The organism is Pseudomonas sp. GW821-FHT11G12 (assembly GCF_058808055.1).
Map to the genome: position 1 here is coordinate 1,644,713 of NZ_JBXARH010000001.1, position 20,281 is coordinate 1,664,993.

At 60.0% G+C, this 20,281-nt stretch carries 21 protein-coding genes; 12 read left to right on the plus strand and 9 right to left on the minus strand.

The genetic code is table 11. The features are described from left to right. Window positions 1-15 precede the first annotated feature (15 nt). Window positions 16-507 (plus strand): GNAT family N-acetyltransferase, encoded by a 492-nt coding sequence (locus AC1RR7_RS07360; protein WP_493156881.1) that lies wholly within the window; start codon window positions 16-18, stop codon window positions 505-507. Between the two features lie 61 nt (window positions 508-568). On the opposite strand, the gene AC1RR7_RS07365 is transcribed toward AC1RR7_RS07360, so the two are convergent. Then, window positions 569-1,012: a hypothetical protein gene (locus AC1RR7_RS07365; protein WP_192560699.1), complete on the minus strand. Its 444-nt coding sequence runs from the start codon at window positions 1,010-1,012 to the stop codon at window positions 569-571. Window positions 1,013-1,142: 130 nt separating this feature from the next. On the opposite strand from AC1RR7_RS07365, the gene AC1RR7_RS07370 reads away from it, so the two are divergent. The 4 genes from AC1RR7_RS07370 to AC1RR7_RS07385 all read left to right on the plus strand — a co-directional run bounded on the left by AC1RR7_RS07370 (window position 1,143) and on the right by AC1RR7_RS07385 (window position 6,502). Further along, the gene (locus AC1RR7_RS07370) at window positions 1,143-2,066 is read left to right on the plus strand and encodes a bifunctional helix-turn-helix transcriptional regulator/GNAT family N-acetyltransferase (protein WP_493156883.1); all 924 of its coding nucleotides are present in this window, start codon (window positions 1,143-1,145) and stop codon (window positions 2,064-2,066) included. A gap of 236 nt (window positions 2,067-2,302) precedes the next feature. Next, a complete protein-coding gene (locus tag AC1RR7_RS07375; protein ID WP_493156885.1) occupies window positions 2,303-4,627 on the plus strand; it encodes a hypothetical protein in 2,325 nt (774 codons plus the stop codon). Then, the gene (locus AC1RR7_RS07380; protein ID WP_493156887.1) at window positions 4,618-5,829 is read left to right on the plus strand and encodes a hypothetical protein; all 1,212 of its coding nucleotides are present in this window, start codon (window positions 4,618-4,620) and stop codon (window positions 5,827-5,829) included. The genes AC1RR7_RS07375 and AC1RR7_RS07380 overlap by 10 nt, the downstream gene beginning before the upstream one ends. 10 nt (window positions 5,830-5,839) lie before the next feature. Beyond that, window positions 5,840-6,502: a DUF1266 domain-containing protein gene (locus AC1RR7_RS07385; protein WP_102621618.1), complete on the plus strand. Its 663-nt coding sequence runs from the start codon at window positions 5,840-5,842 to the stop codon at window positions 6,500-6,502. A 471-nt stretch (window positions 6,503-6,973) separates the two neighbouring features. Here the strand turns inward: AC1RR7_RS07385 and AC1RR7_RS07390 are convergent, their stop codons facing one another. The 3 genes from AC1RR7_RS07390 to AC1RR7_RS07400 all read right to left on the minus strand — a co-directional run bounded on the left by AC1RR7_RS07390 (window position 6,974) and on the right by AC1RR7_RS07400 (window position 8,570). Further along, entirely contained in the window at window positions 6,974-7,243 is a 270-nt protein-coding gene (locus tag AC1RR7_RS07390) for a hypothetical protein (protein ID WP_493073567.1), read from the minus strand. 118 nt (window positions 7,244-7,361) lie between these two features. Then, a complete protein-coding gene (locus tag AC1RR7_RS07395; protein WP_102621621.1) occupies window positions 7,362-7,646 on the minus strand; it encodes a hypothetical protein in 285 nt (94 codons plus the stop codon). Between the two features lie 192 nt (window positions 7,647-7,838). Further along, complete coding sequence (locus AC1RR7_RS07400; RefSeq protein ID WP_493156889.1) at window positions 7,839-8,570, minus strand: NAD-dependent epimerase/dehydratase family protein; 732 nt, start codon at window positions 8,568-8,570, stop codon at window positions 7,839-7,841. Window positions 8,571-8,763: 193 nt separating this feature from the next. Between AC1RR7_RS07400 and AC1RR7_RS07405 the strand changes: the two genes are divergently transcribed. The 3 genes from AC1RR7_RS07405 to AC1RR7_RS07415 are packed head-to-tail and all read left to right on the plus strand — an operon-like array spanning window position 8,764 to window position 11,079. Continuing rightward, the gene (locus AC1RR7_RS07405; RefSeq protein WP_493156891.1) at window positions 8,764-9,900 is read left to right on the plus strand and encodes a tetratricopeptide repeat protein; all 1,137 of its coding nucleotides are present in this window, start codon (window positions 8,764-8,766) and stop codon (window positions 9,898-9,900) included. A gap of 47 nt (window positions 9,901-9,947) precedes the next feature. Continuing rightward, complete coding sequence (locus AC1RR7_RS07410) at window positions 9,948-10,415, plus strand: metallophosphoesterase family protein (protein ID WP_493156893.1); 468 nt, start codon at window positions 9,948-9,950, stop codon at window positions 10,413-10,415. A gap of 43 nt (window positions 10,416-10,458) precedes the next feature. Continuing rightward, window positions 10,459-11,079 carry a LysE family translocator gene (locus tag AC1RR7_RS07415; RefSeq protein ID WP_096821713.1) on the plus strand — a complete coding sequence of 207 codons (621 nt, stop codon included), beginning with the start codon at window positions 10,459-10,461 and terminating at the stop codon, window positions 11,077-11,079. 117 nt (window positions 11,080-11,196) lie between these two features. Here the strand turns inward: AC1RR7_RS07415 and AC1RR7_RS07420 are convergent, their stop codons facing one another. After that, a complete protein-coding gene (locus tag AC1RR7_RS07420) occupies window positions 11,197-11,658 on the minus strand; it encodes a hypothetical protein (protein ID WP_096821712.1) in 462 nt (153 codons plus the stop codon). A gap of 218 nt (window positions 11,659-11,876) precedes the next feature. On the opposite strand from AC1RR7_RS07420, the gene AC1RR7_RS07425 reads away from it, so the two are divergent. The 4 genes from AC1RR7_RS07425 (at window position 11,877) to arsH (ending at window position 14,177) form a co-directional block, all read left to right on the plus strand. Continuing rightward, complete coding sequence (locus tag AC1RR7_RS07425; RefSeq protein WP_493156895.1) at window positions 11,877-12,545, plus strand: hypothetical protein; 669 nt, start codon at window positions 11,877-11,879, stop codon at window positions 12,543-12,545. A 103-nt stretch (window positions 12,546-12,648) separates the two neighbouring features. Further along, window positions 12,649-12,996, plus strand: coding sequence for a metalloregulator ArsR/SmtB family transcription factor (locus AC1RR7_RS07430; RefSeq protein WP_493156897.1), 348 nt, complete (start codon window positions 12,649-12,651; stop codon window positions 12,994-12,996). Window positions 12,997-13,005: 9 nt separating this feature from the next. After that, window positions 13,006-13,476 carry an arsenate reductase ArsC gene (locus AC1RR7_RS07435; RefSeq protein WP_493156899.1) on the plus strand — a complete coding sequence of 157 codons (471 nt, stop codon included), beginning with the start codon at window positions 13,006-13,008 and terminating at the stop codon, window positions 13,474-13,476. A gap of 11 nt (window positions 13,477-13,487) precedes the next feature. Next, window positions 13,488-14,177 (plus strand): arsenical resistance protein ArsH, encoded by a 690-nt coding sequence (gene arsH / locus AC1RR7_RS07440; RefSeq protein ID WP_102621627.1) that lies wholly within the window; start codon window positions 13,488-13,490, stop codon window positions 14,175-14,177. A 56-nt stretch (window positions 14,178-14,233) separates the two neighbouring features. Here arsH and AC1RR7_RS07445 read toward each other — a convergent pair whose 3' ends face one another. From AC1RR7_RS07445 to AC1RR7_RS07460, 4 genes are read right to left on the minus strand one after another with little or no spacing between them, the layout of a single operon-like run. After that, a complete protein-coding gene (locus tag AC1RR7_RS07445) occupies window positions 14,234-14,584 on the minus strand; it encodes a copper-binding protein (RefSeq protein ID WP_493156901.1) in 351 nt (116 codons plus the stop codon). Beyond that, window positions 14,581-17,739, minus strand: a complete 3,159-nt coding sequence (locus AC1RR7_RS07450; RefSeq protein ID WP_493156903.1) for an efflux RND transporter permease subunit — start codon at window positions 17,737-17,739, stop codon at window positions 14,581-14,583. The genes AC1RR7_RS07445 and AC1RR7_RS07450 overlap by 4 nt, the downstream gene beginning before the upstream one ends. Next, window positions 17,736-18,983 (minus strand): efflux RND transporter periplasmic adaptor subunit, encoded by a 1,248-nt coding sequence (locus tag AC1RR7_RS07455; protein ID WP_493156905.1) that lies wholly within the window; start codon window positions 18,981-18,983, stop codon window positions 17,736-17,738. Before AC1RR7_RS07455 ends, AC1RR7_RS07450 begins: the two co-directional genes overlap by 4 nt. Continuing rightward, window positions 18,980-20,236, minus strand: a complete 1,257-nt coding sequence (locus AC1RR7_RS07460) for a TolC family protein (protein ID WP_493156907.1) — start codon at window positions 20,234-20,236, stop codon at window positions 18,980-18,982. Before AC1RR7_RS07460 ends, AC1RR7_RS07455 begins: the two co-directional genes overlap by 4 nt. Window positions 20,237-20,281: the final 45 nt, after the last annotated feature.

The following is a 20,281-nucleotide window of genomic DNA, read 5'->3' on the forward strand; positions in this document are numbered from 1 at the left end:
GGAACGTGACGCCCCATGGACGACACCACGCAGTACAGAATTGCCACCGCTGAAGATGCATTGATCGTTTGCGAACTGGGCCAGATTCTCAACGCCGTCCACCACGCAGCCCGCCCCGACATCTACACTGCCACCACCGAGGACTTCGCGCGTGACCTGCCGCACTGGATGAACTACTTCGACAAACCGGGTCAGGTTGTCTTCATTGCACACGCCGGTCAGCAGCCCGCAGGCTTCATCGCTGCCAGCCTCTCGGCCAGCACCAGCCCGCTGATGCAACCCCTGAACATCGTGCGCATCGGATCGGTGTGCGTCGCCGAAGCCTTCTGGAGCAAAGGCATCGGCCGTCAATTAATGGAGCGGGTCAAAGGCTGGGCCATCGAACACAACGCCCAAGAGTTGAGATTATCGGTCTGGCCGTTCAATGAACGCGCGGCACGGATGTATGCAGAGTTCGGCTTCGAGAGCCGCACCGTCGATATGGGCATGCGTTTGTCCCCGGCGTGATCAACGCCGTCCGCGCCACGACGTGTGCATTCTCAATGCGCACGTCGTGACGCAGCCTCGCTCATTGCACGCTGATGTACTGGAATTTCGCCTGGGCTTTTTCTACAGCACTGCGCGCCGCATCCTTCTGACCTTCACCGCCCGCGTAATAGATGCGCATGCCATTCAGATCGAGCGACTCAAACGCATTCTTGATGATGGCCACGTCAAGTGACGTCCCCGCACCGATGATCAAGAAGCCGCTTTCGCCGGCAGACTTGGCGATCAGCAGTTGTTGCTTGAGCAGCGTGGCGTTGGCCCCGCCGCCGGCTGCAATCGCCAGATTGTCGGCGATCAGGCCGTGACTCTGGATTTTGGTTGCGGGCAGGCTGACCTTGTTCTGCCCGGCAGGAAGGGTCATGACATGGGCGTCGGCGGCTTCCCGGTAAATGGCGTCGTCGCTCTTGCCGTGGGATGCACAACCGGCCAGAAGGGCCAATACAGACGCAGCAATCAGTAATTTCACGTTCTTTCCTTGTGAGTGTGGCTCCATGAACACGCAGGATAAGGGAGGCTGCCGTTGGTCAGCAATTCATTTGACTTGATTGCCTTGGGCAACTATATAGTTGCCTAAGGCAAACATAAGAGCATCTGCCATGTCCACGAACCCTCTCATCGAACGGGCCGACATCGTCCGGCAATTCAACCGCTTCTACACCCACCAGATCGGCGTTCTGCAGGAACACCTGCTGCAAAGCGACTACTCGTTGACCGAGCTGCGCATCCTCTACGAACTGGCCTCCGGCGGCGATCTGACCAGCGCCGACCTGCGCCAGATGCTGAGCCTGGACGCGGGCTACATGAGCCGGATCATCAGCGGCTTCGACAAAAAAGGCCTGATCCAGAAAGTCCCCTCCGCCACCGACGCCCGCGCCAGCCAGTTGCACATCACCGACCTCGGCCGCGAAATACTCGCCCCGCTGGAACAAGCGTCGCGGCAGGAAGTCATCACCCTGCTCGAACGCATGGCCGAGCCGCAGCAACTGCAATTGATCGAGTCCATGAAGCAGATCCAGACCTTGCTCGAGGGCCGCCAACAGCCGACTTACCTGTTGCGCGACCCGCAACCCGGCGACATGGGGCTGGTGGTGCAGCAACAAACCGTGATCTATACCCGCGAATACGGCTGGAACTGGGAGTTCGAAGCGCTGGTCGCCGAGATCGTCGCCAAGTACCTTCGTGAGTTCGAGCCTGCCAGCGAACGCTGCTGGATCGCGGAAAAGGACGGCAAGGTGGTGGGCTCTGTGTTTGTCATCCGGCACGATGCAACCACGGCAAAACTGCGCATGCTGTTTGTCGACGCCAGTGCTCGGGGGCTGGGGATCGGCAACCGACTGGTTGAAGAGTGCCTGCGCTTTGCCCGGGATGTCGGGTACGAAAAGATGATTTTGTGGACCACCAGCAATCTGGTAGAGGCTCGCCGTCTGTATCAGCGAGCGGGGTTTCAATTAATGGAAGAAGAGTCAATTCAGAGCTTTGGAAAAGAGCTTGTAAGTCAGACCTGGGCGATTGAGTTGTGATGCTCCACTTCCTCTGATTCGCTGTGTGCAGGTCAATCATTTGGCGTTGCCTCCCGGCGCACTCTTGGTTTTTCAAACGCCAACTGGTAGCGTGCGGCACCTCGCTGTATTGCCCGATCCCTTTCGTCATTCGTGACCTGTAAAAGGCAGACGTGCACGAGTACCGTTGCCCCACTCGAGGGCACCGACGCAGGACGCATCGGGCGATGCACAGTCATTCGCAAATGGAGTTCACAATGACGCAAAACAGCACCGTGCTGTCCGGCATCCAGCTGGATCAATTCATGGATCGTCTTGAGGTCGAGCATCAGGAACATGGTGTCGACTACCTGTTGGGCCAGCTGCGCGGCCAACCGCTCAAGGCAACCTCGCTGGAATCGATCGGACGGCTACACGTGCTGTGGGTCAACGCGGGTGATGCAGACGCGGCCAGGGCGGTACTGGCCGACGACGGCCAGGCACTGATCGAAGCTACGCCTGATGATGAGCGCAACGAACTCAAGGTCAACCTGCTGATCTACCAACTGCGGCTGGACAACTACCTCAAAGATGAGCAGGGCCTGCTTCAGGCGCTCGACACCCTTCAGCAATTGACCAACGAGCCGCTGCCGTTCGATATCGAGCAGTACCGGCGCTACCGCATTTTCGAAGATCTCCAACACGCCACACTCGACGTCGCCCTGAAGACCATCGAAGTGCGTCACACCCTCGCCCTGATCAACCCCGACCGTCATGCACTGCGGGCCTGGGACGATGCCGATCAACACCAGCGACGGGCCCAGGCGCTGGCCGCCCATGAACGCGACGAAGAAGCTCGCGAAGCCGCGCTGGCGGCAATTGCCGCATTACGCACCGCTGGCGAAGATCAGGATGTCGACGGTAACGACTGGCTGTGGCTGGGCGATGCGCTCATCGAAATCGTTCCGTTGCGCCTGGCGATGTTCGAACAGCCGGTTGTGCGATTGATCGCCGAATTGTCGCTGCCCCAGCGTCGAGAATGGGAAGTGCGCCTGGCACGTCTGGCCGCCCGCTCATTGCAGGCCCAGGACGACCTGGCCGGTGCTTTGAAAATCTGTGAAGTGGCGACCCTGAGTCTGGATTCCGGCGGCGGTGACAACTTCGTTGACTTCCATTTGCCTTGGCTGCTTGAAAACGGCCAGATCGACGACGCCGGGCAACGTGCATTCATGGAAACCTATGAAATGCGCGGCAAAATGTGGCCGGGCACGGCCTACTGGGTACAAGATCGCCTGCTCGATGCCGAGGATCAGTCAGCGTGGTGGCCGTTGTGCGTGATGCGTGCCTGTGATGATCAGAGGGTGCTGGAGCGATTCACGTCCGGCCTGCCGTGGCGGGACGAGTCGACCCCGTCCATGGGCCCGCTGCTCGATGCACTGCATGACGCGCGCGATGACCTTGAGCAAATCGACAACGTCTTCACTCTGGCCCTTGCAGAAGCCCGGCGACGCGCGCCGAATCACCCGTGGATCACTCGCCTGGTGGCGGTGCGTGAACGTCAGGCCGGGCGCATCGACGCCAACACCGAACTGACGATGCTGCGCGAGGCGGTTTCGGCCGGCGATCTGCAGGACTACCGCAGCGTCTACAGCCTGTTCAGCGCCCACGCCAATGTGTTCGGCATATCCGATGCCTTGCGCCAACCCTTGCCGCCATTGGCCAGTGGCATGTACTACTACAATTTTGCGACTTCCCTTGAAAGCGTGGTCGAAGCGCATGTCGAGAACCTTTCAAGCGAGGAGACAGATTCGGCCTGGTGGCGGCTGCGAGAAGTACAAAAGGCTGCTTACGAACAGGGCCAGGCCCGTATGGAGCAATGCTTCGCCAACGGCCACGGGCACCGCTACGATGCCTGCGCGCACCTGTACTCGATGCTGTGCAACAACCTTGCGCTCAATTACCAATGCTACAACGACAAACTGATGGGTCTGGCCCTTGAGTTGCATAGCCGTGGCATCGCCGCCAGCCCGTTCGCCGAGCACTATCAGGGCATCCTCGACAACCGCATTCTGCTGAACGATAACCCGGGCATCGCCGAAGCCGCCGAACAACTCTGGCACTACGCAGCCGACTATGGCTACGGCCGCCACGACCCGGAAGATTACGTACAGGACGTCACCCGCGCCCTGTTTCAACTGGACCGCGAGCGCGAGATTCTGATCTGGCTGGAGCGCGTTCTCAAATGGCAGGAAGATCGCGAAATCAGCGACAAGGACCTGGAATATTCGCCACTGTTCGCACGAATGAAAATTGCCCTGTACCTGTCATACAGCCTGCCGGAGGCGGCCACTAGCCTGTTGCTACGTTACGCGCCGGTCATTGATGAACTCGCCGAACCCTCTCTGCTGGCTTGTGCCGGCGATGTGCTCAAGAGGCTCGAGCGCAAGGCAGAGGCCGTGGCCTATTATCAGCGCTCCATTCTGCGCAGTGATCCGAACAACGAAGTTGATCGGGGAAACAATGAAATGATCCGCCAGTGGATCGCCGAGCTGCAGGCGCCGGCAAAACCGGCCGGCAAGGCCTGGTGGCAGATATGGAAGTGACACTGGAGCTGCGAACGTCCGGTTACGCCCCGCGCAATGCACTCAATGCCGATCAACTCAAGCGTGGCATTGCCGAGCGCAGCAAGGCCCGAGGTGATGCGCCAGAGGTGGGCAAATGGTTGCTCAACCATTTCTACCGTCATCTGGTCGGCAATTTCGAGCCTGCGCGACGAATCCTGAGCATGGGGCAGGCTATCGAGGCATTGGGAGCCGAGCCGCCATCCTGGGTAGTCAGGCATTTGAGCGAGGCCGGCAGAGATTCACTTGCACCGCTGGTGTGGATCGATCCGCAGCAGGCCCCACTGCTGGCCCAGGAGGCCTTGCTGGTGGAGTTCCTGACCTCGCGCCAGGGCACAGCGCTCGCGGGCAAGCTCGAACGCATCAACTGCCCCCAGGCGTTGTTGCTGTGGCAAAAGGAACACGCGCAGATGGCGGCGCGGGTCGAACAAGGCTGGCGCCAGAGCCAGCCCGAGGCCTTGCTTGCGCGGGTGACCACCGCTGAGCACCTATTGCAGGAACTGCGTCCCGAAAGTTCCTTGCTGCGCGCGGAAATGGCCTTTGAAAGCTACGTGATGCGCCACTGTCTGGGCCAGTTCGCCGATCGCCGCGCCTTGACTGGTGGCTACGGCGAACGCTATGCCGAAGCGGTGGAACAGCAGCGCATGCGCGTGTTCAGTTTGCGTGACAGCCAGGGCCAGCCACACATCACCATCAGCCTGATCGTCCAGGCCGACGGCACCTTGACGGTCGAGCAGGTCAAGGGTAAGCAAAACCGGCCTCCGGTCGAGCGCTATTACCAGGACCTGCTGCAGTGCCTGAATGCCCTGGGCACCGACCAGCAGACACCCCCCGACTGTATCGCCATCGGCATCGTGCGTACCGAAGCAGGCTGGCTGCGTATCGAGGAGGTCAACGACCCGACCGCCCAGACTCGCCTGGTTGCCCGATATCCGCAACTTTACGAGCGCCTCGATGCACCGTCCGCCATGGTCGAATGGCTGGTCGCCGGGCGTCAGCCGCAGCAATTCCTGCAGGCTGCCCCGAAGACGGTGTCGGTCAAGTACGCCATCCGGCATATTTTCAGCACACACATCGAGCGTCAGCCCAAAGACCCGTTGTACCTCACCGAAGGTGTGCCGTGGCCGGAAATGACCTCGCCAATGGCCGAGGAAATCCAGGCCTGGCAGGCCCGGGCAAGGTAAGGAGAGCGGCATGTTTTTGCTTATCGCAGTTGTTGTTTCAGCCTGGATGTTGTGGCGAGCATTCAGACCGCGTGGCGCCCAGTTGTTCAGCCAACGCAGGCACTGGTCGCTGCTGCTGGCCAGGCCCATGGCCGATGCGATGGACGTCGAGGGCTTCTACTCGCCGGCGTGCGATCACTTCACCGAGCAAGCGCAGACAATCGTGCGGGCAGCGCTGCTGCACCAGGCCGGGATACGCAGCGATTGCAATGACGAAGCGGTGCGGTCGCATTTCAATGCGACCCTCGAACAGCGATGGTACGGCCTCGATCTGCAGGCACTGAAGGTTGGCGATGAGCCGCGTGCGGCCATGGCCTTTGCCTGTGTGCGGGTGGCGTTTCTGGTCCGTTGTGCGCTGCTGATGCGTTGGCTCGAGCCCGACCTAGCCTGGCGTGTGCTGCTGCTCAATGCACAGCGGGCGCAGGACTGTTTCGACAGTTGGGAAGATTTCGGCAAGGCCTACCAGCTGGGGCGCGAGCAGTGGGTGGCGGCGTTTCGCGTCGATTCGCTGGGCAAGGCGTTCCATGAGCAGCACCTGCGCCAGTTGCTGACGCCCGGCAGCGGTGCCTGGGCCGATGTACTCTGGGGTACGCCAGCGGCGTTTAACCTGGTTCTGGCGAAAGCGCTTGGGTGAGCGCGTTGTGTCAGAATCGGATGGCCTGCATGGGATCGGAATCTTGTTTTTGTGTGGCGCAATACAAGCTGCCGACCCATGCAGGTCTCTTCAATTCCCGACATCTTGATCTGTTGTAAGAAAAAGCGGGGAATTCTCAGAATCAGTCCCTTTCATTTCAGTGCAAGTCAGAGGGGTTTCTTCATTGAGAGCCGTACTCGTTGCCATTCATTCCAGCAGTCCTCGGCCACTAAGTCCCGGAAACCACGTTCGTTCTCCATGTCAAAGGCGACATCGAATGGAACTGCAACACACGTGGCTTGGTCACGGATCTTGAGGACTTCGGACTCTGTGAGTGGCGAGCCTTTGTCAGTTTCGGGTCGAAACCAGTCACTCGCGAACGTCTGCTTTTGGCCGTTCTCTGCCAGTCGCGTGACTCAGAAAACCCCAAATAAATAGCCGATGTCGAACACAACAAACCGTCGGGAAGAATTACTTCCCGGGTTTCAAACGTTCGATTGCTTCGAGGAGCTGGCCGTCGAAGTACTCGGTTTCATCTCGTTCCTGGTCTTTCAGGCGGCGTTTCGCCTCGATGAGCATCTGTTCGGTGGCAATGTTCTGATTCAAAAAAGTAGCAACCATAAGATCATTCAATCTCTCCAAAGGCGTATCCCAGGCCTCCTTGCAACGCTGAATGAGTCCTGTGGGGGCATCCCCACTCCATGGACCAGCGATATCCGAGACTGCCAGGGTGGAGGTCATGAGCCTGCCTCTGTGAGCAATTGAAGGTCTGGTAATTTCGCACGCTCGGGAGTGAATGAGTGAGTGAATAGCAAAATCGAATCCCGTTTCTGGCCGCAAGCGATCATTCAAACTGAATTTAACCCATCGTATTTTTGGCCTCGGCGCCAAACCTGCCAAGCAATGCAGCCCCCTCCGAAACCCCAAGAATCCCATCGACCGCAGCGATTTTCCGGACCGCGCATTCGAGCCGAAAATCCTCATGCCCGTACACCGCCTCAGCTTCATTGTGAACGGCATAGGCAAGGTGGGCCGCGATACGAACGCTCATTGGTGCGTCCACATCACTTCCCAGGTAATCACCCAGCAACGTCTTGATCTCAAGCAATGTGAGTGCGAGCAATCGGGTTTGGTCAGTCTGCATAGAAGGCCTTCAGTAAGCACAACGTATTTGCCAGCGGGTTTCGTCAGATAACATAACCTCTCGGCCGGGCAACAAGAAAAAGGGGGTTGATATATTTTTTTAATAATCCCCCCACCCTTTTACTCCTTTCGCATCAGTCAGATGTGTTCCTGATTCACTCAGGCGAACTCGCAAGCACTGCACCCAATTCGATCAAGCGCGCCCTTCCAGAATCTCGAATGAATCATCAAGCGGCGCGTACCCAAGGGTTTTCTTGGTCTGATCAATTGAAAGGCGTTTGTAGCGGTTATCCGAGACGCCATGGACAACATGGAATCCGCTCAGCTCGGCCTCGACGCATCGCTCCAGTAACGCAACGACATCCCTGAAGCTGATAAACGCGGCCACGTCCCGGGGGCTGTGGGTTTCTCCGGCGTGAAATCTGGCTACGTTCGCAATACGGACCGCGATTGTCGTCATTTGACCATCGTTTGCATGCATCGAAGCCAGCGCTTCGCCAAACGCTTTGCTGACCCCGTAAAGGTTGCCTGGTTTCGGTGCCATCCCTTCATGTATCTGGACATCTTTCGGATAACCCTCAATAGCCTGGGCACTGCTCGCGAATATGAAACGCTTGCAGCCTTGAGCTTTTGCGGCGAACAGCATGTTGTAGGTGCCGATAATATTCACAGGCAGCAGAGAAGACGTGAAGTCGGCGTCCGGGTTCGGATCAGCAGCGAGATGGATCACGGTGTGTATGCCTTCACAGGCTTCGAGACAACTGGCCTGATCCCTGATATCGAGAGCGAAACGTTGTGCCGAGTCCGGAAGTGTTGCTACGTCTATATCGGCCAGGCGCAAATCGGATTTATCGTCCCGCGCGGTCCAGAAAGCTCTGCCGATCTGGCCCGAAGCCCCCGTGATCAAAATTTTTGGCGTGCTCATGTCCGTATGTCCTGATGGTAAACCTCACGCTAGCCTCTCAGGCTTATGACCGGTTCACAACGTCCAGGATGAGTGAAAAGTGTGAACGCCAAATATTGTCTATGGAGGAGAACAGGTTAGAACCCGTAAGACTGGGCAGTACGAAAAAGCATCGATACACTCCCCGCTTACCACGTTATGAACGGATTCGAAATTGCGCCGGTTTTCAATTGCTCTATTCTTCAGCATCCTTGCATTCATTGTTGTGTCCTTCTTTATCACGCTGTGGCGAAGCCCTTACAGCGTCACTACCTTGATCGCCTCAGCCTATGAGGAAGGCCTGGTCGGTGGCCGCAACCCTGGGAAAGCCGCAGAGTGGTACTTGAGAGGAGCAGCAAAGGGAGAACCTGTCGCACAATTCAAGCTCGGCCTCATTGAATATTACGGTCGTGGTGTAGACGTTGATCGACCCAAGGGCCTGCAGTTGATAAGCGAATCGGCAGAGCACGGGAACGCAGACGCCCAATATTTCATGGGGTTTTCGAGCATTGCGGGCCTGGAAATACCGAGGGACTTTACCCAGGCCGCTACATGGTTTCGCAAGGCCGCAGAACAAGGTCATGCCAAATCTCAACGTCAACTCGCTACCCTGTATTACAGAGGTAGTGGTGTCGAAGCAGACCCTCGGCAGGCTTTCAACTGGGCCAGCAAAGCAGCCGCCCAAGGCGATAACGAGGCTCTGACATTACTGGGTAACCTCTACTTGTTTGGTCACGGCGTTTCAGCAGACCCTCAACAAGCCGTGAAACTACTTACCCAAGCGGCCACTGCCGGCGACAGCCAGGCATCCGGAATGCTGGGAGCGGCTTATTTCAACGGCGTTGGCACAGGCATCCCCAAAGATCTGCCTGCCGCATTGCATTGGTATACCCGCGCGGCCGAACAGGGTGACGCCAAGGCACAGTTCGTCCTCGGCAACCTCTACAGCAGTGGCACTGATGTGCCGGTTAACTACCCACTGGCGAATCGCTGGTTGTTGCAGGCGGCCCTTCAAGGACATGCTGTTTCGCTCGTTACCCTTGCAGTTCATCTCGATAACGGGCAAGGCTTCGAGAAGAACAAGCGCAAGGCTTGCGGGTTATTGCGTGTAGCGCTCAAACAGACGCTGCCTGACGACATGGCAGGCCCCATGCGCGTGCAGCTTGAGAATGAAGAGAAGACACTTTCCCCGGAGCAACTGACCGAGGTGCTGGCTATGGAAAAACTCTACTCAAGCCCAGCGGGTCTCAGGGAACTGCAAGGTGATCTGACAAGCGAACAGATAGCGAAACCCGCTGAGCCGAAAGGCTGAATTCGGTGGAAGCCAGCATCCCGGCCCTACTCAACCCGGAGCTCCGTATGAAGATCGGCCTCATCTCCGACACCCACAACCTCCTGCGCCCCGAAGCCCTGGCCGCGTTGCAAGGCTGCGATCAGATCATCCATGCCGGCGACATCGGTAACGCGGACATCCTCGCGCAACTGACCGAAATCGCCCCCGTCCACGCAGTGCGCGGCAACAACGATCTGAACAGTCCGTGGGCCCAAGACCTCCCCGACCTCCTGAGCGTAAACCTCAACGGCTGGTCAACCCTCCTCATCCACGACATCGCCGACGTCCCCACTGACCTCGACCCCAACGTGAAACTCATCATCACCGGCCACTCCCACAAACCCCGAATCGAATGGCGCGGCGACCGGCTCTACGTCAATCCGGGCAGCGCCGGTCCCCGGCGTTTCAAACGGCCGGTCACCCTGGCAATCCTTGAGATACAACCTGACGCCATCGAACCCCGCCTCATCTCCCTGCTGGATCCCCCCGCCTGAAACCGCTACCGTTCCCCCATCCAGAACAGGAAACCCACGTGCCATGTCCATCGCCGACAACCTCCTCGCCTTCACTTTCGCCGCCACACTGCTGACGCTGACACCCGGTCTCGACACCGCACTTGTCCTGCGCACCGCCACCGTCGAAGGCAAGCAACAGGCCTTGCGCGCTGCGTTGGGCATCAACGCCGGTTGCCTGTTGTGGGGTGCGGCGGTGGCGTTCGGCCTCGGGGCGTTGATTGCGGTGTCGGAGCTGGCCTACAACCTGTTGAAGTACTGCGGTGCGGCGTATCTGGCGTGGCTCGGGTTGAACATGTTGTTGCGCCCTCGCCGCTCGCTGGCTCCCGCCGAAGCCAACGGCAAGCCGGGGGCCAACTGGTTTCTGAAGGGCATGCTGGGGAATGTGCTCAATCCGAAGATCGGGATTTTCTACGTGTCGTTTCTGCCGCAGTTCATTCCGCAAGGGCAGCCGCTTGTGCCCTGGACGTTCGGGCTGGTGAGCATTCATGTGGTGCTCGGGCTGATCTGGTCGCTGGTGTTGATCGGCGCGACGCAACCGCTGTCCGGTTTTCTGCGACGGGAGAAAGTGATTCGCTGGATGGATCGCACCACCGGGATGATTTTCGTGCTGTTTGCGGCGCGACTGGCCTTCAGCAAGCGCTGAGTCGCCCGAACTTACGGGGTCAAAAAACAAGAAGGGGATTTTGAATAAGTATTCAAAATCCCCCTCTTCGTTCAATCGCTGAAAGCGCGTTATTTCACAGCCATCGCTTTAACCTTGTCAGTGCACACGCTTACCAACGATTTCACCGGTAGCCGCGTCTTCCAACCATATTTCCAATCGGTTGAGACCCACATATTGCGAACGGGCGATGATCTTTTGACCGGGTTTGCCTTCGAACTCCAGATCGGCAAACAGGAACTGCAACGGCAGATTGTATTCCAGTTGAATCGTGTACTTCCCCGGGATCAGCACAGCACGCTGAGGCGAGTCATTCTTGTAATAGTAAGTGGAGAATGGAATGTTCCCCACTTTCTTGTCGTTGATTCTAATGATGTTCAGGTTTGGCTCGCCGTCCCCCCAGGAGCGCTGAGGCCTTCCGGCATAGGTATCGGTTTCGACGACGGTGTAACGGGTTTCGTCGCTCGGCTCACCGGACTGTACGTTCGAATACGCAGGCATCTCTGCACAACCCTGCAGGCACAGCAGCAGGATAAACGTCGGTATCGCAATCTTGATCATTGATAAATCTGCATTGATTGAAGATGAAAACTTGATGTCCTGGCAGTCGACCAAGTCAAAGCACGCGTTGTTTCGCAATGAAGGCCACATGCTATCACTCACCCCGAAAAAGTCACCCTCGCGGGTTGTGGATTGGCGAGCATCTGGCCTTCAGCCAGCGCCTGGGCTGGCGATAACCTGGTAAGCGTTTTACCGGCTGATGAAGACCCGAGAGCCACATGATGGACTACGATCACCCCATGAAAATCCACTTCCCCACATTCTGGTCACAGGACTCCGGCATCGATTACAGTGCCCCGGTACTCCACCTCCACGACTTATTGCCACGTGTTGGCCAAACCACATCGGCCCGTTTTGATCAAAGCGAACTGATCCGCACCAGCGAAACAATTCAGGTCATTTGGTGCCCGCCGGTATCCGACCTGAATGGCTGGGATGGACAGCCTTCGGAAATTGCGCAGAGCTACCTCCTGACCGCCAAAGTCGTCGGCACTGCCCCCTCAGGCCTTTATCGATACGAACTCGAAATCCTTACCTGTGAGCGGTTTGTGAATGTATTGCGAGCGCTTGTGGAGGATTTGCAGACGCAGCAAAACTTCATACACCTGGATCGTCTGGCCTGGGATGAGGTGTCTTGGGCGGGCAGCGCTACCGTTGAGGAGTTCACCTACCTGACCGCCAGCACACCGCATGAAGCCTTCATGGAGTTGATCGTAAAAGTCATTGGGAACGAGGTCATCGGACTGTTTTCGCTGCACATCGATCCGGGCGGTGTTTTCTGCAGACTGGGCAGCAAGCGTCTGGCAGGTTCGGAACTGACAACAGTCAAACGGACGCTCGCCCTTGCCCGTCCACTGCACGACATCCTGGCCCCTTACCTTGCGTGATCCTCTCTGACAGCGTTTCCGCAGAGTTCATTAAACAAGAGGCTTGCCCAATACATATGGAAATCCGTATATTCGGACAACCATATGTATTGAAGGCATTGTCATGTTCAATCCCGCCTCCGTTTTCAAATGCCTCGCCGACGAAACCCGCGCCCGGGCCACGCTGCTGATCACCCGTGAAGGTGAGCTGTGTGTCTGCGAACTGGTCTGCGCGCTGGACGACAGTCAGCCAAAGATTTCCCGCCATCTCGCGCAGTTGCGCACCTGCGGCTTGCTGCTGGATCGCCGTCAGGGCCAGTGGGTTTATTACCGGCTCAACCCTGACCTGCCAGCGTGGATCCGCACACTGCTTGAAACCACCCTGGCCGCCAACACCGAGTGGCTGGAAGAAAACAGCGCCCGGCTCGATGCCATGGGTGACCGCCCGCTCAATACATCCGCCTGCTGCTGAGGACCGAACATGCGCGTTCTATTCATGTGCACCGCCAACAGCTGCCGCAGCATTCTGTCCGAAGCGATGTTCAATCACCTTGCGCCGCAAGGTTTCGAAGCGGTCAGCGCCGGCAGTTTCCCCAAGGGCCAGGTGCTGCCGCGCAGCCTGACCACGCTGCAGGAGGCCGGCATTTCCATCGCCGGGTTGAGCAGCAAGGGCAACGACGCCTTCGAAGACAACCCGCCGGACATTGTCATCACCGTGTGCGACAAGGCTGCCGGCGAAGCCTGCCCCGTCTACTTCGGCCCGGCCTTGAAGGCCCATTGGGGGCTGGAGGATCCGTCGGAGGTGCGCGGCGATGAAGCCGCCGTCAACGCAGCCTTCCACGGGACCCTCGCCCGGATCGAAACCCGCTGCCGGGCCTTCCTCGCCCTGCCCTTCGCCCAACTCGACCGCGATGCCCTCAAGCGCGAGCTCGACCGCATCAGCACGCTGTGACCGGAGCCGTCATGACCGACCTGCCCAACCTCGATCCATCACTGATTCAGAAAACCACCCGCGACGACGGCCTCCACAAGCCACGCATTCTGTTGTTGTACGGCTCGACCCGCCCACGTTCCTTCAGTCGTTTGCTGGTGGAAGAAGCCGCGCGACTGCTGGAGCACTTCGGAGCCGAGACGCGGATCTTCAACCCCTCGGGCTTGCCGCTGCCGGACGATGCGCCCGGCGACCATCCGAAAGTCCAGGAACTGCTCGAGCTGATGCAATGGTCCGAAGGCCAGGTCTGGTGTTCGCCCGAACGGCACGGTGCGATGTCGGCGGTGTTCAAGGCGCAGATCGATTGGGTGCCGCTGGCGCTCGGTGCGGTGCGCCCGACCCAGGGCAAGACCCTGGCGGTGATGCAGGTCTGCGGCGGTTCGCAATCGTTCAACGTGGTCAATCAACTGCGCGTGCTGGGCCGCTGGATGCGCATGTTCACCATCCCCAATCAGTCGTCGGTGCCCAAGGCGTATCTGGAGTTTGACGAAGGCAATCGCATGAAGCCTTCGGCGCTGTACGACCGGGTGGTCGACGTGATGGAGGAACTGGTGAAATTCACGCTGTTGCTGCGTGATCGCCCGGACCTGGTGGATCGCTACTCGGAGCGCAAGGAGTCGGCGGAGGAACTGATGCAGCGGGTCAATCAGCGCTCGATCTGAAAACCTGAATAAAAACCGGCGCGATGATTCGCGCCGGTTTTTTTTACTTCACAGCCTTACTGGCTGATCGAAACCAGCGTCGCTTTGCTGCCCTCCATCCGGAACGAAAACTTCACCCGGTCCCCCACCGCCAACCCGGCCAACTGTTCCTCAGTTGCCGCAAACCCCATGGTCATCGGCGGCCACTGCAACGCCGCAACCGCACCATGAGCGATGGTCACAGTGTGCTTCGTGGCATCGATGGCCTTGATCGTGCCTTCGGCATTCGCGGCCGGAGCCTGTTGAGTGGCGGGCTGCATCTGCATGCCCTGCATGTCGTCCATCTTCATGCCGGGCATGTCGTCGGCGTGGGCAGTCAATGCAAACGCAACCAGCGTGCCGGCAACAGTGATCGGGATCAGTTTCATGAGGTTTTTCCTTCAGGTTGGAGGGTTTCAACGGACAAGTGACGGCGGCGCATCAACCGATACGCCGCCGGGATGACGAACAGGGACAACAAGGGCGCCGTGACCATGCCGCCGACCATGGGCGCGGCGATGCGGCTCATGACTTCGCTGCCGGTGCCGCTGCCCAGTAAAATCGGCAACAGACCGGCGATGATCACGGCCACGGTCATGGCTTTGGGGCGTACGCGCTGCACGGCGCCTTCGCGAATCGCTGCGACCAGTCCGCGCTCGGTGCGATCGCCGAGGTCTTCGCGTTCAGCCCAAGCGTTTTTCAGGTAGAGCAACATGATCACGCCGAACTCGGTAGAAACACCGGCCAGCGCAATGAAGCCAACCCCGGTGGCGACCGACAGGTTGTAGCCCAGCAGGTAGAGAAACCACGCACCGCCGCTCAGGGCGAATGGCAACGTGGCCATGATCAGCAGCGCCTCATCGAAGCGGGCGAAGGTCAGGTAGAGCAGCACAAAGATGATCAGCAGCGTGGCCGGCACCACGAGTTTCAGGCGAGCGTTGGCCCGTTCGAGAAACTCGAACTGCCCCGAGTAGCTCAGGCTCATGCCCGGCTGCAACTTGACCTGTTCGCTGACCGCGCGGCGCAGATCAGCCACCACCGAAGCGATGTCCCGGCCCCGCACGTCGATGTACACCCAGCCGGACGGTCGGGCGTTTTCGCTCTTGAGCATCGGCGGGCCGTCCGTGACCTTGATCTTCGCCAGCATGCCGAGGGTGACCTGACTGCCCGAAGGCGTGTAGATCGGCAGTTGCTCCAGAGCACCGGGCGAGTCACGCCACTCTCGCGGGTAACGGATGTTGATCGGGAAGCGTGCCAGTCCTTCGATGGTTTCCCCGATGTTCTCGCCGCCAATGGCACCGGCGACGATCGACTGCACATCACTGATGTTCAGCCCATAGCGACCTGCGGCGTTGCGATCGATATCGACGTCGATGTAGCGGCCACCGGTCAGGCGTTCGGCCAGCGCTGAGCTGACACCGGGCACCTCTTTGGCCACGCGTTCGACGGCTTGAGTCGCCGCGTCGATCTGGGCCAGATCGTTGCCGGCGACTTTCACGCCGATGGGACTTTTGATCCCGGTGGCGAGCATGTCGATGCGGTTACGGATCGGCGGAATCCAGATGTTGGTCAGGCCCGGCACCTTCACCACGCGGTCCAGTTCTTCCACGAGTTTTTCCGGGGTCATGCCCGGGCGCCATTGCTCGTGGGGCTTGAACTGGATCGTGGTTTCGAACATTTCCAGCGGTGCCGGATCGGTGGCGGTTTCGGCACGGCCGGCCTTGCCGAACACATGCTCGACTTCGGGCACGGTCTTGATCAGCCGATCAGTCTGCTGCAGCAACTGCGAGGCTTTTTGCGCCGACAGTCCCGGTAAGGCCGATGGCATGTACAGCAGATCGCCCTCGTCCAGCGGCGGGAGAAACTCGCCACCGAGCCTGGAGATCGGCCACACCGCGCTGATGAACACCAGCAGCGCCACCAGCAAGGTGAATTTCGGTCGGCGCAACACCGCATCCAGCGCCGGCTGGTAGATCCGGATCAGCCAGCGGTTGAGCGGGTTGCGTCGCTCATCCGGAATCCGTCCACGGATCCAGTAGCCCATCAGCACCGGCACCAGCGTCACCGACAACCCCGCTGCCGCCGCCATGGCGTAAGTCTTGGTGAACGCCAGCGGACCGAACAGCCGCCCTTCCTGCGCCTGCAAGGTAAACACCGGAATGAACGACAGCGTGATGATCAACAGGCAAAAAAACAGCGCCGGCCCCACTTCCGCTGCCGCGTCTGTCATCACCTGCCAATGGCGCTCGCCCTTGAGTTCCTGTCCCGGATTGGCCGCGTGCCACGCTTCGATTTTCTTGTGGGCATTCTCGATCATCACCACGGCCGCATCGACCATCGCGCCGATGGCGATGGCAATCCCGCCCAACGACATGATGTTGGCGTTCAGCCCCTGATGGCGCATCACGATAAAAGCGATCAGCACACCCACCGGCAACGAGATGATCGCCACCAATGAAGAGCGCAAATGCCAGAGGAAGATCCCGCAAACCAGCGCGACGACGATGAACTCTTCGAGCAGTTTGTGGCTGAGGTTATCGACGGCGCGGTCGATCAGCTTGCTGCGATCGTAAGTGGTGACGATCTCCACGCCGGGCGGCAGGCTGTTTTTCATGTCGTCGAGCTTGGCCTTGACCGCCGCGATGGTCTCGCGGGCGTTCTTGCCGCTGCGCAGGATCACCACGCCACCGACGGTCTCGCCCTGGCCGTCCAGCTCGGTGATGCCGCGGCGCATGTCCGGCCCGGTCTGGATCGTCGCGACATCGCCCAAAGTCACCGGCACTCCACTGGCGCCGAGTTTGAGGGGGATCGCCCGGAAATCGTCGAGGCTCTTCAGGTAGCCGGAGGCCCGCACGATGAACTCGGTCTCGGCCATTTCCAGCACGGCACCGCCGGTTTCCTGATTGGCTTTGCCGATGGCCTCACGCACCTGCGCCAGGGTGATGCCGAGACTGGCCAGCCGCACCGGGTCGGGCTGCACCTGATACTGCTTGACCATGCCGCCGAGGGTGGCGACTTCGGCGACGTTGGGCAGGGTCTTGAGCTCGAATTTGAGGAACCAGTCCTGCAACGCGCGCAACTGCGCCAGATCGTGCTGGCCACTGCGATCCACCAACGCGTACTGATAGATCCAGCCGACCCCGGTGGCGTCCGGTCCCAACGCCGGTTTGGCACTGGCCGGCAGGCGACTCTGGATCTGGCTCAGGTATTCCAGCACCCGCGAGCGCGCCCAGTACTGATCGGTGCCGTCCTCGAACAGCACGTACACGAAGCTGTCACCGAAAAACGAATAACCGCGTACGGTTTTCGCCCCCGGCACCGAGAGCATGGTGGTCGTCAGCGGATAGGTCACCTGGTTCTCGACGATCTGCGGCGCCTGTCCGGGGTACGGCGTGCGGATGATCACCTGCACGTCGGACAGATCCGGCAGCGCATCGATCGGCGTGCTCTGCACCGACCACACACCCCAGGCCGTGACAAATAGCGTCGCCAACAGCACCAGAAAGCGATTGGCCACGGACCAGCGAATCAGCGCGGCGATCATGGCTGGCTCCCCGAGGCGTTCCCGTCGACCTCAAGCGGCTCGGCGACGATGCCCTTGAGACTGGCCTCGGAATCGAGCAGGAACTGGCCGGACGTCACCACTTCCTGCCCTTCCTCCAGACCTTTGAGGATCACCGTTTTGCCGTCGCTTTCCTGACCGAGACGTACCTCTACCGGGCGGTAGTGCCCCGCCTCTTCAGCGAGCATGACCAACGCGCGCTTGCCGGTGCGGATGACCGCTTCGGTCGGCACCCACAGGTTGTCTTGCCCGGTTGGGTGGTTCAGCCGCACTTGTGCGGTCATCCCCGGCCGCAAGCGTCCATCAGCGTTGGCCAGTTCGACCCGTACGCGCAGGGTGCGGCTGTCGGGGTTGGTGTCCGGCAGAATCGCGCTGACCTTGCCGTTGAACACGGTGCCGGGAAACGCCGGCAGTCGCGCTTCGATGGACTGCCCTTCGGTGATTGAACCGGTCTGCGATTCCGGCACTGCCACGGCGAGCCAGACACTGCCCAGGCCGTTGATCCGCGCCAGTGTTTCGCCGTTCGCCACGGTCATGCCGGTGCGCACGTTGAGCTCCTGCAACACGCCGCCCACCGGGCTGGTGACGGTCAGGTTCGGCTGGACCTTGCCACTGCGCTCCACCTGGACAATCAGGTTCGATGGCATGCCGGTCAGTTGCAAACGCTGGCGCGCCGCTGCGATCAGGTCCCGGTCGCCGCTGCGCTTGAGGGCGAGAAACTCGGTCTGCGCCGCCGCCCAGTCCGGTACGAGAATGTCTGCCAACGGCGCGCCTGCCGCCAACACATCCCCCGGTGCCCGGGCATAAACCCGTTCGACAAACCCGCTGGTACGCGTCTGGATCACCGCCACATCCCGCTCGTTGAACGCCAGTACGCCCGTCACATCGAGGCTGGAGGCAATGGCCCCGCGCGTGACCTTTGCCGTGCGCAAGCCCAGATTCTGGGTCAGGCCCGGATCGATGCTGACCGTCGCATTGCCAGCGCCTTCGCTGGCGTATCGCGGTACCAGTTGCATGTCCATGAAGGGCGACTTGCCCGGTTTATCGAACTTCTGCTGCGGATACATCGGGTCGTACCAGTACAAGGCTTTCGATGTGGCGCCCTGCTCCGGAGCTGCGCCGGGTTCGCCGTTCATGCGCTGATAAGCCACGCCGTAGCCTGCGGCAACGCCCACTGCGAGGGCGAGACCGGCCAGCCAGAAGCCATTGAAATTGGGTCGGTTCACAGGCGGGTCTCCCCATAAGCGAAATGCAGACGTGCAGCGGTCAGTGCGCGCTGTTCTTCCACGTCGATCTGTTTGAAGCGAGCCTCAATGAGTTCCCGGCGGGCGCTGACCACCGCGTTCAGATCGCCCTTGCCCGCGCGATAACTGGCCAGGCTCAAGTCGACCTTCTCTTTGGCCAGCGGCACGAGGCTTTGCTGACTGCGCAGTAGCGCCCGGTCGAGCCGCGCGTAGTCGGCCAACTGGTTTTCCAATTGCTCGGTGTGCTCACGGGACAGGGCTTCGCGCTCGGCTTCCAGCTGGCTGAGTTCGGCTTGTCGGGCGGCGATTTTCGGGTTCTGCCGCGTCTCGGGAAACAACGGCAAATCCCAGGAGAACTGCACGCTGACCATGTCGCCAAACTCTCGGCCACGGTGCTGGTAATCCACTTCCCAGCTCCAGTCGGACTTTTTCTCGGACACCGCCTCTTGCACCTTTGCCTGCGCTTCGCGAGTCATGGGCGCAAACGCGGCCAGTTCGGGATGGTGTTGCAGTTGATGGTTGAAGGTGGCGGGCTCGACCGACCATTGCGGCAAGTTGCCTTCGGGTTTGTCGTTGGCGGCCGCACCGATCCAGCGTTTGAGGGCCGCTCGGGCCTGGGTGCGCTCCAGTGTCAGGTTGTCTTCCTGCTCCGCCAGTCGGGCGGCCTCCTGCTTCGGCGTCACGGCGTCGGCAGGTTGCGCGCGGCCGCCGGCGATCTGCGCCCGGACGGTGTCGGTCAGCAGACGGTTTTCCTTGTAGAAGTCCTGAAGCAAACCCTGTTTGCGCTCGACCGAATAACTGCCGATCCAGGCCAGTGCCGTGGCCTGACGGACTTTCAGGCGCTCGACGCGACGCTCCGCCGCCGCACGTTCAATGGCCGCGTCGGCGACCTCGATGCGCGCCTTGCGCTTGTCGCCGTTGGGCATGTCCTGGCGCCAGCCGACCATTTGCATGGTCATGAAGTCCTGGTCGAGGCTGTAGCGATCCGGGCCGCCGACGGGATAGTTCTGCACGCCCAGCACCAGTTTCGGATCGGGCAGCTCCCCCGCCGGGATGGCGGCGCTGCTGGCGGCCTGGATTTTTGCATCTTGCGCATTCAGCGACGGCGCATGGGTTTCCGCCAGCCGCAGCGCTTCATCGAGTGTCAACGCAGCCGCAAAACCCGGCCACGCCAGCACGCTTGCCGCGAAACTGGCCACCAACGGCCATCCCGTGCAATTGCACTTGAATTTCATGTTTACGATTCCTGTGATCGTCCGCTGCGCGCGGTGAAAAACACA

Excerpts from the sequence above, each read along its gene's own strand:
- AC1RR7_RS07395 (WP_102621621.1), bottom strand. The coding sequence starts at position 7,646 with ATGCAGACTGACCAAACCCGATTGCTCGCACTCACATTGCTTGAGATC.
- AC1RR7_RS07420 (WP_096821712.1), bottom strand. The coding sequence starts at position 11,658 with ATGATCAAGATTGCGATACCGACGTTTATCCTGCTGCTGTGCCTGCAG.
- AC1RR7_RS07380 (WP_493156887.1), top strand. The coding sequence starts at position 4,618 with ATGGAAGTGACACTGGAGCTGCGAACGTCCGGTTACGCCCCGCGCAAT.
- AC1RR7_RS07460 (WP_493156907.1), bottom strand. The coding sequence starts at position 20,236 with ATGAAATTCAAGTGCAATTGCACGGGATGGCCGTTGGTGGCCAGTTTC.
- AC1RR7_RS07445 (WP_493156901.1), bottom strand. The coding sequence starts at position 14,584 with ATGAAACTGATCCCGATCACTGTTGCCGGCACGCTGGTTGCGTTTGCA.
- AC1RR7_RS07360 (WP_493156881.1), top strand. The coding sequence starts at position 16 with ATGGACGACACCACGCAGTACAGAATTGCCACCGCTGAAGATGCATTG.
- AC1RR7_RS07450 (WP_493156903.1), bottom strand. The coding sequence starts at position 17,739 with ATGATCGCCGCGCTGATTCGCTGGTCCGTGGCCAATCGCTTTCTGGTG.
- AC1RR7_RS07390 (WP_493073567.1), bottom strand. The coding sequence starts at position 7,243 with ATGACCTCCACCCTGGCAGTCTCGGATATCGCTGGTCCATGGAGTGGG.
- AC1RR7_RS07435 (WP_493156899.1), top strand. The coding sequence starts at position 13,006 with ATGCGCGTTCTATTCATGTGCACCGCCAACAGCTGCCGCAGCATTCTG.
- AC1RR7_RS07425 (WP_493156895.1), top strand. The coding sequence starts at position 11,877 with ATGATGGACTACGATCACCCCATGAAAATCCACTTCCCCACATTCTGG.
- AC1RR7_RS07400 (WP_493156889.1), bottom strand. The coding sequence starts at position 8,570 with ATGAGCACGCCAAAAATTTTGATCACGGGGGCTTCGGGCCAGATCGGC.
- AC1RR7_RS07415 (WP_096821713.1), top strand. The coding sequence starts at position 10,459 with ATGTCCATCGCCGACAACCTCCTCGCCTTCACTTTCGCCGCCACACTG.
- AC1RR7_RS07410 (WP_493156893.1), top strand. The coding sequence starts at position 9,948 with ATGAAGATCGGCCTCATCTCCGACACCCACAACCTCCTGCGCCCCGAA.
- AC1RR7_RS07375 (WP_493156885.1), top strand. The coding sequence starts at position 2,303 with ATGACGCAAAACAGCACCGTGCTGTCCGGCATCCAGCTGGATCAATTC.
- arsH (WP_102621627.1), top strand. The coding sequence starts at position 13,488 with ATGACCGACCTGCCCAACCTCGATCCATCACTGATTCAGAAAACCACC.
- AC1RR7_RS07370 (WP_493156883.1), top strand. The coding sequence starts at position 1,143 with ATGTCCACGAACCCTCTCATCGAACGGGCCGACATCGTCCGGCAATTC.
- AC1RR7_RS07430 (WP_493156897.1), top strand. The coding sequence starts at position 12,649 with ATGTTCAATCCCGCCTCCGTTTTCAAATGCCTCGCCGACGAAACCCGC.
- AC1RR7_RS07385 (WP_102621618.1), top strand. The coding sequence starts at position 5,840 with ATGTTTTTGCTTATCGCAGTTGTTGTTTCAGCCTGGATGTTGTGGCGA.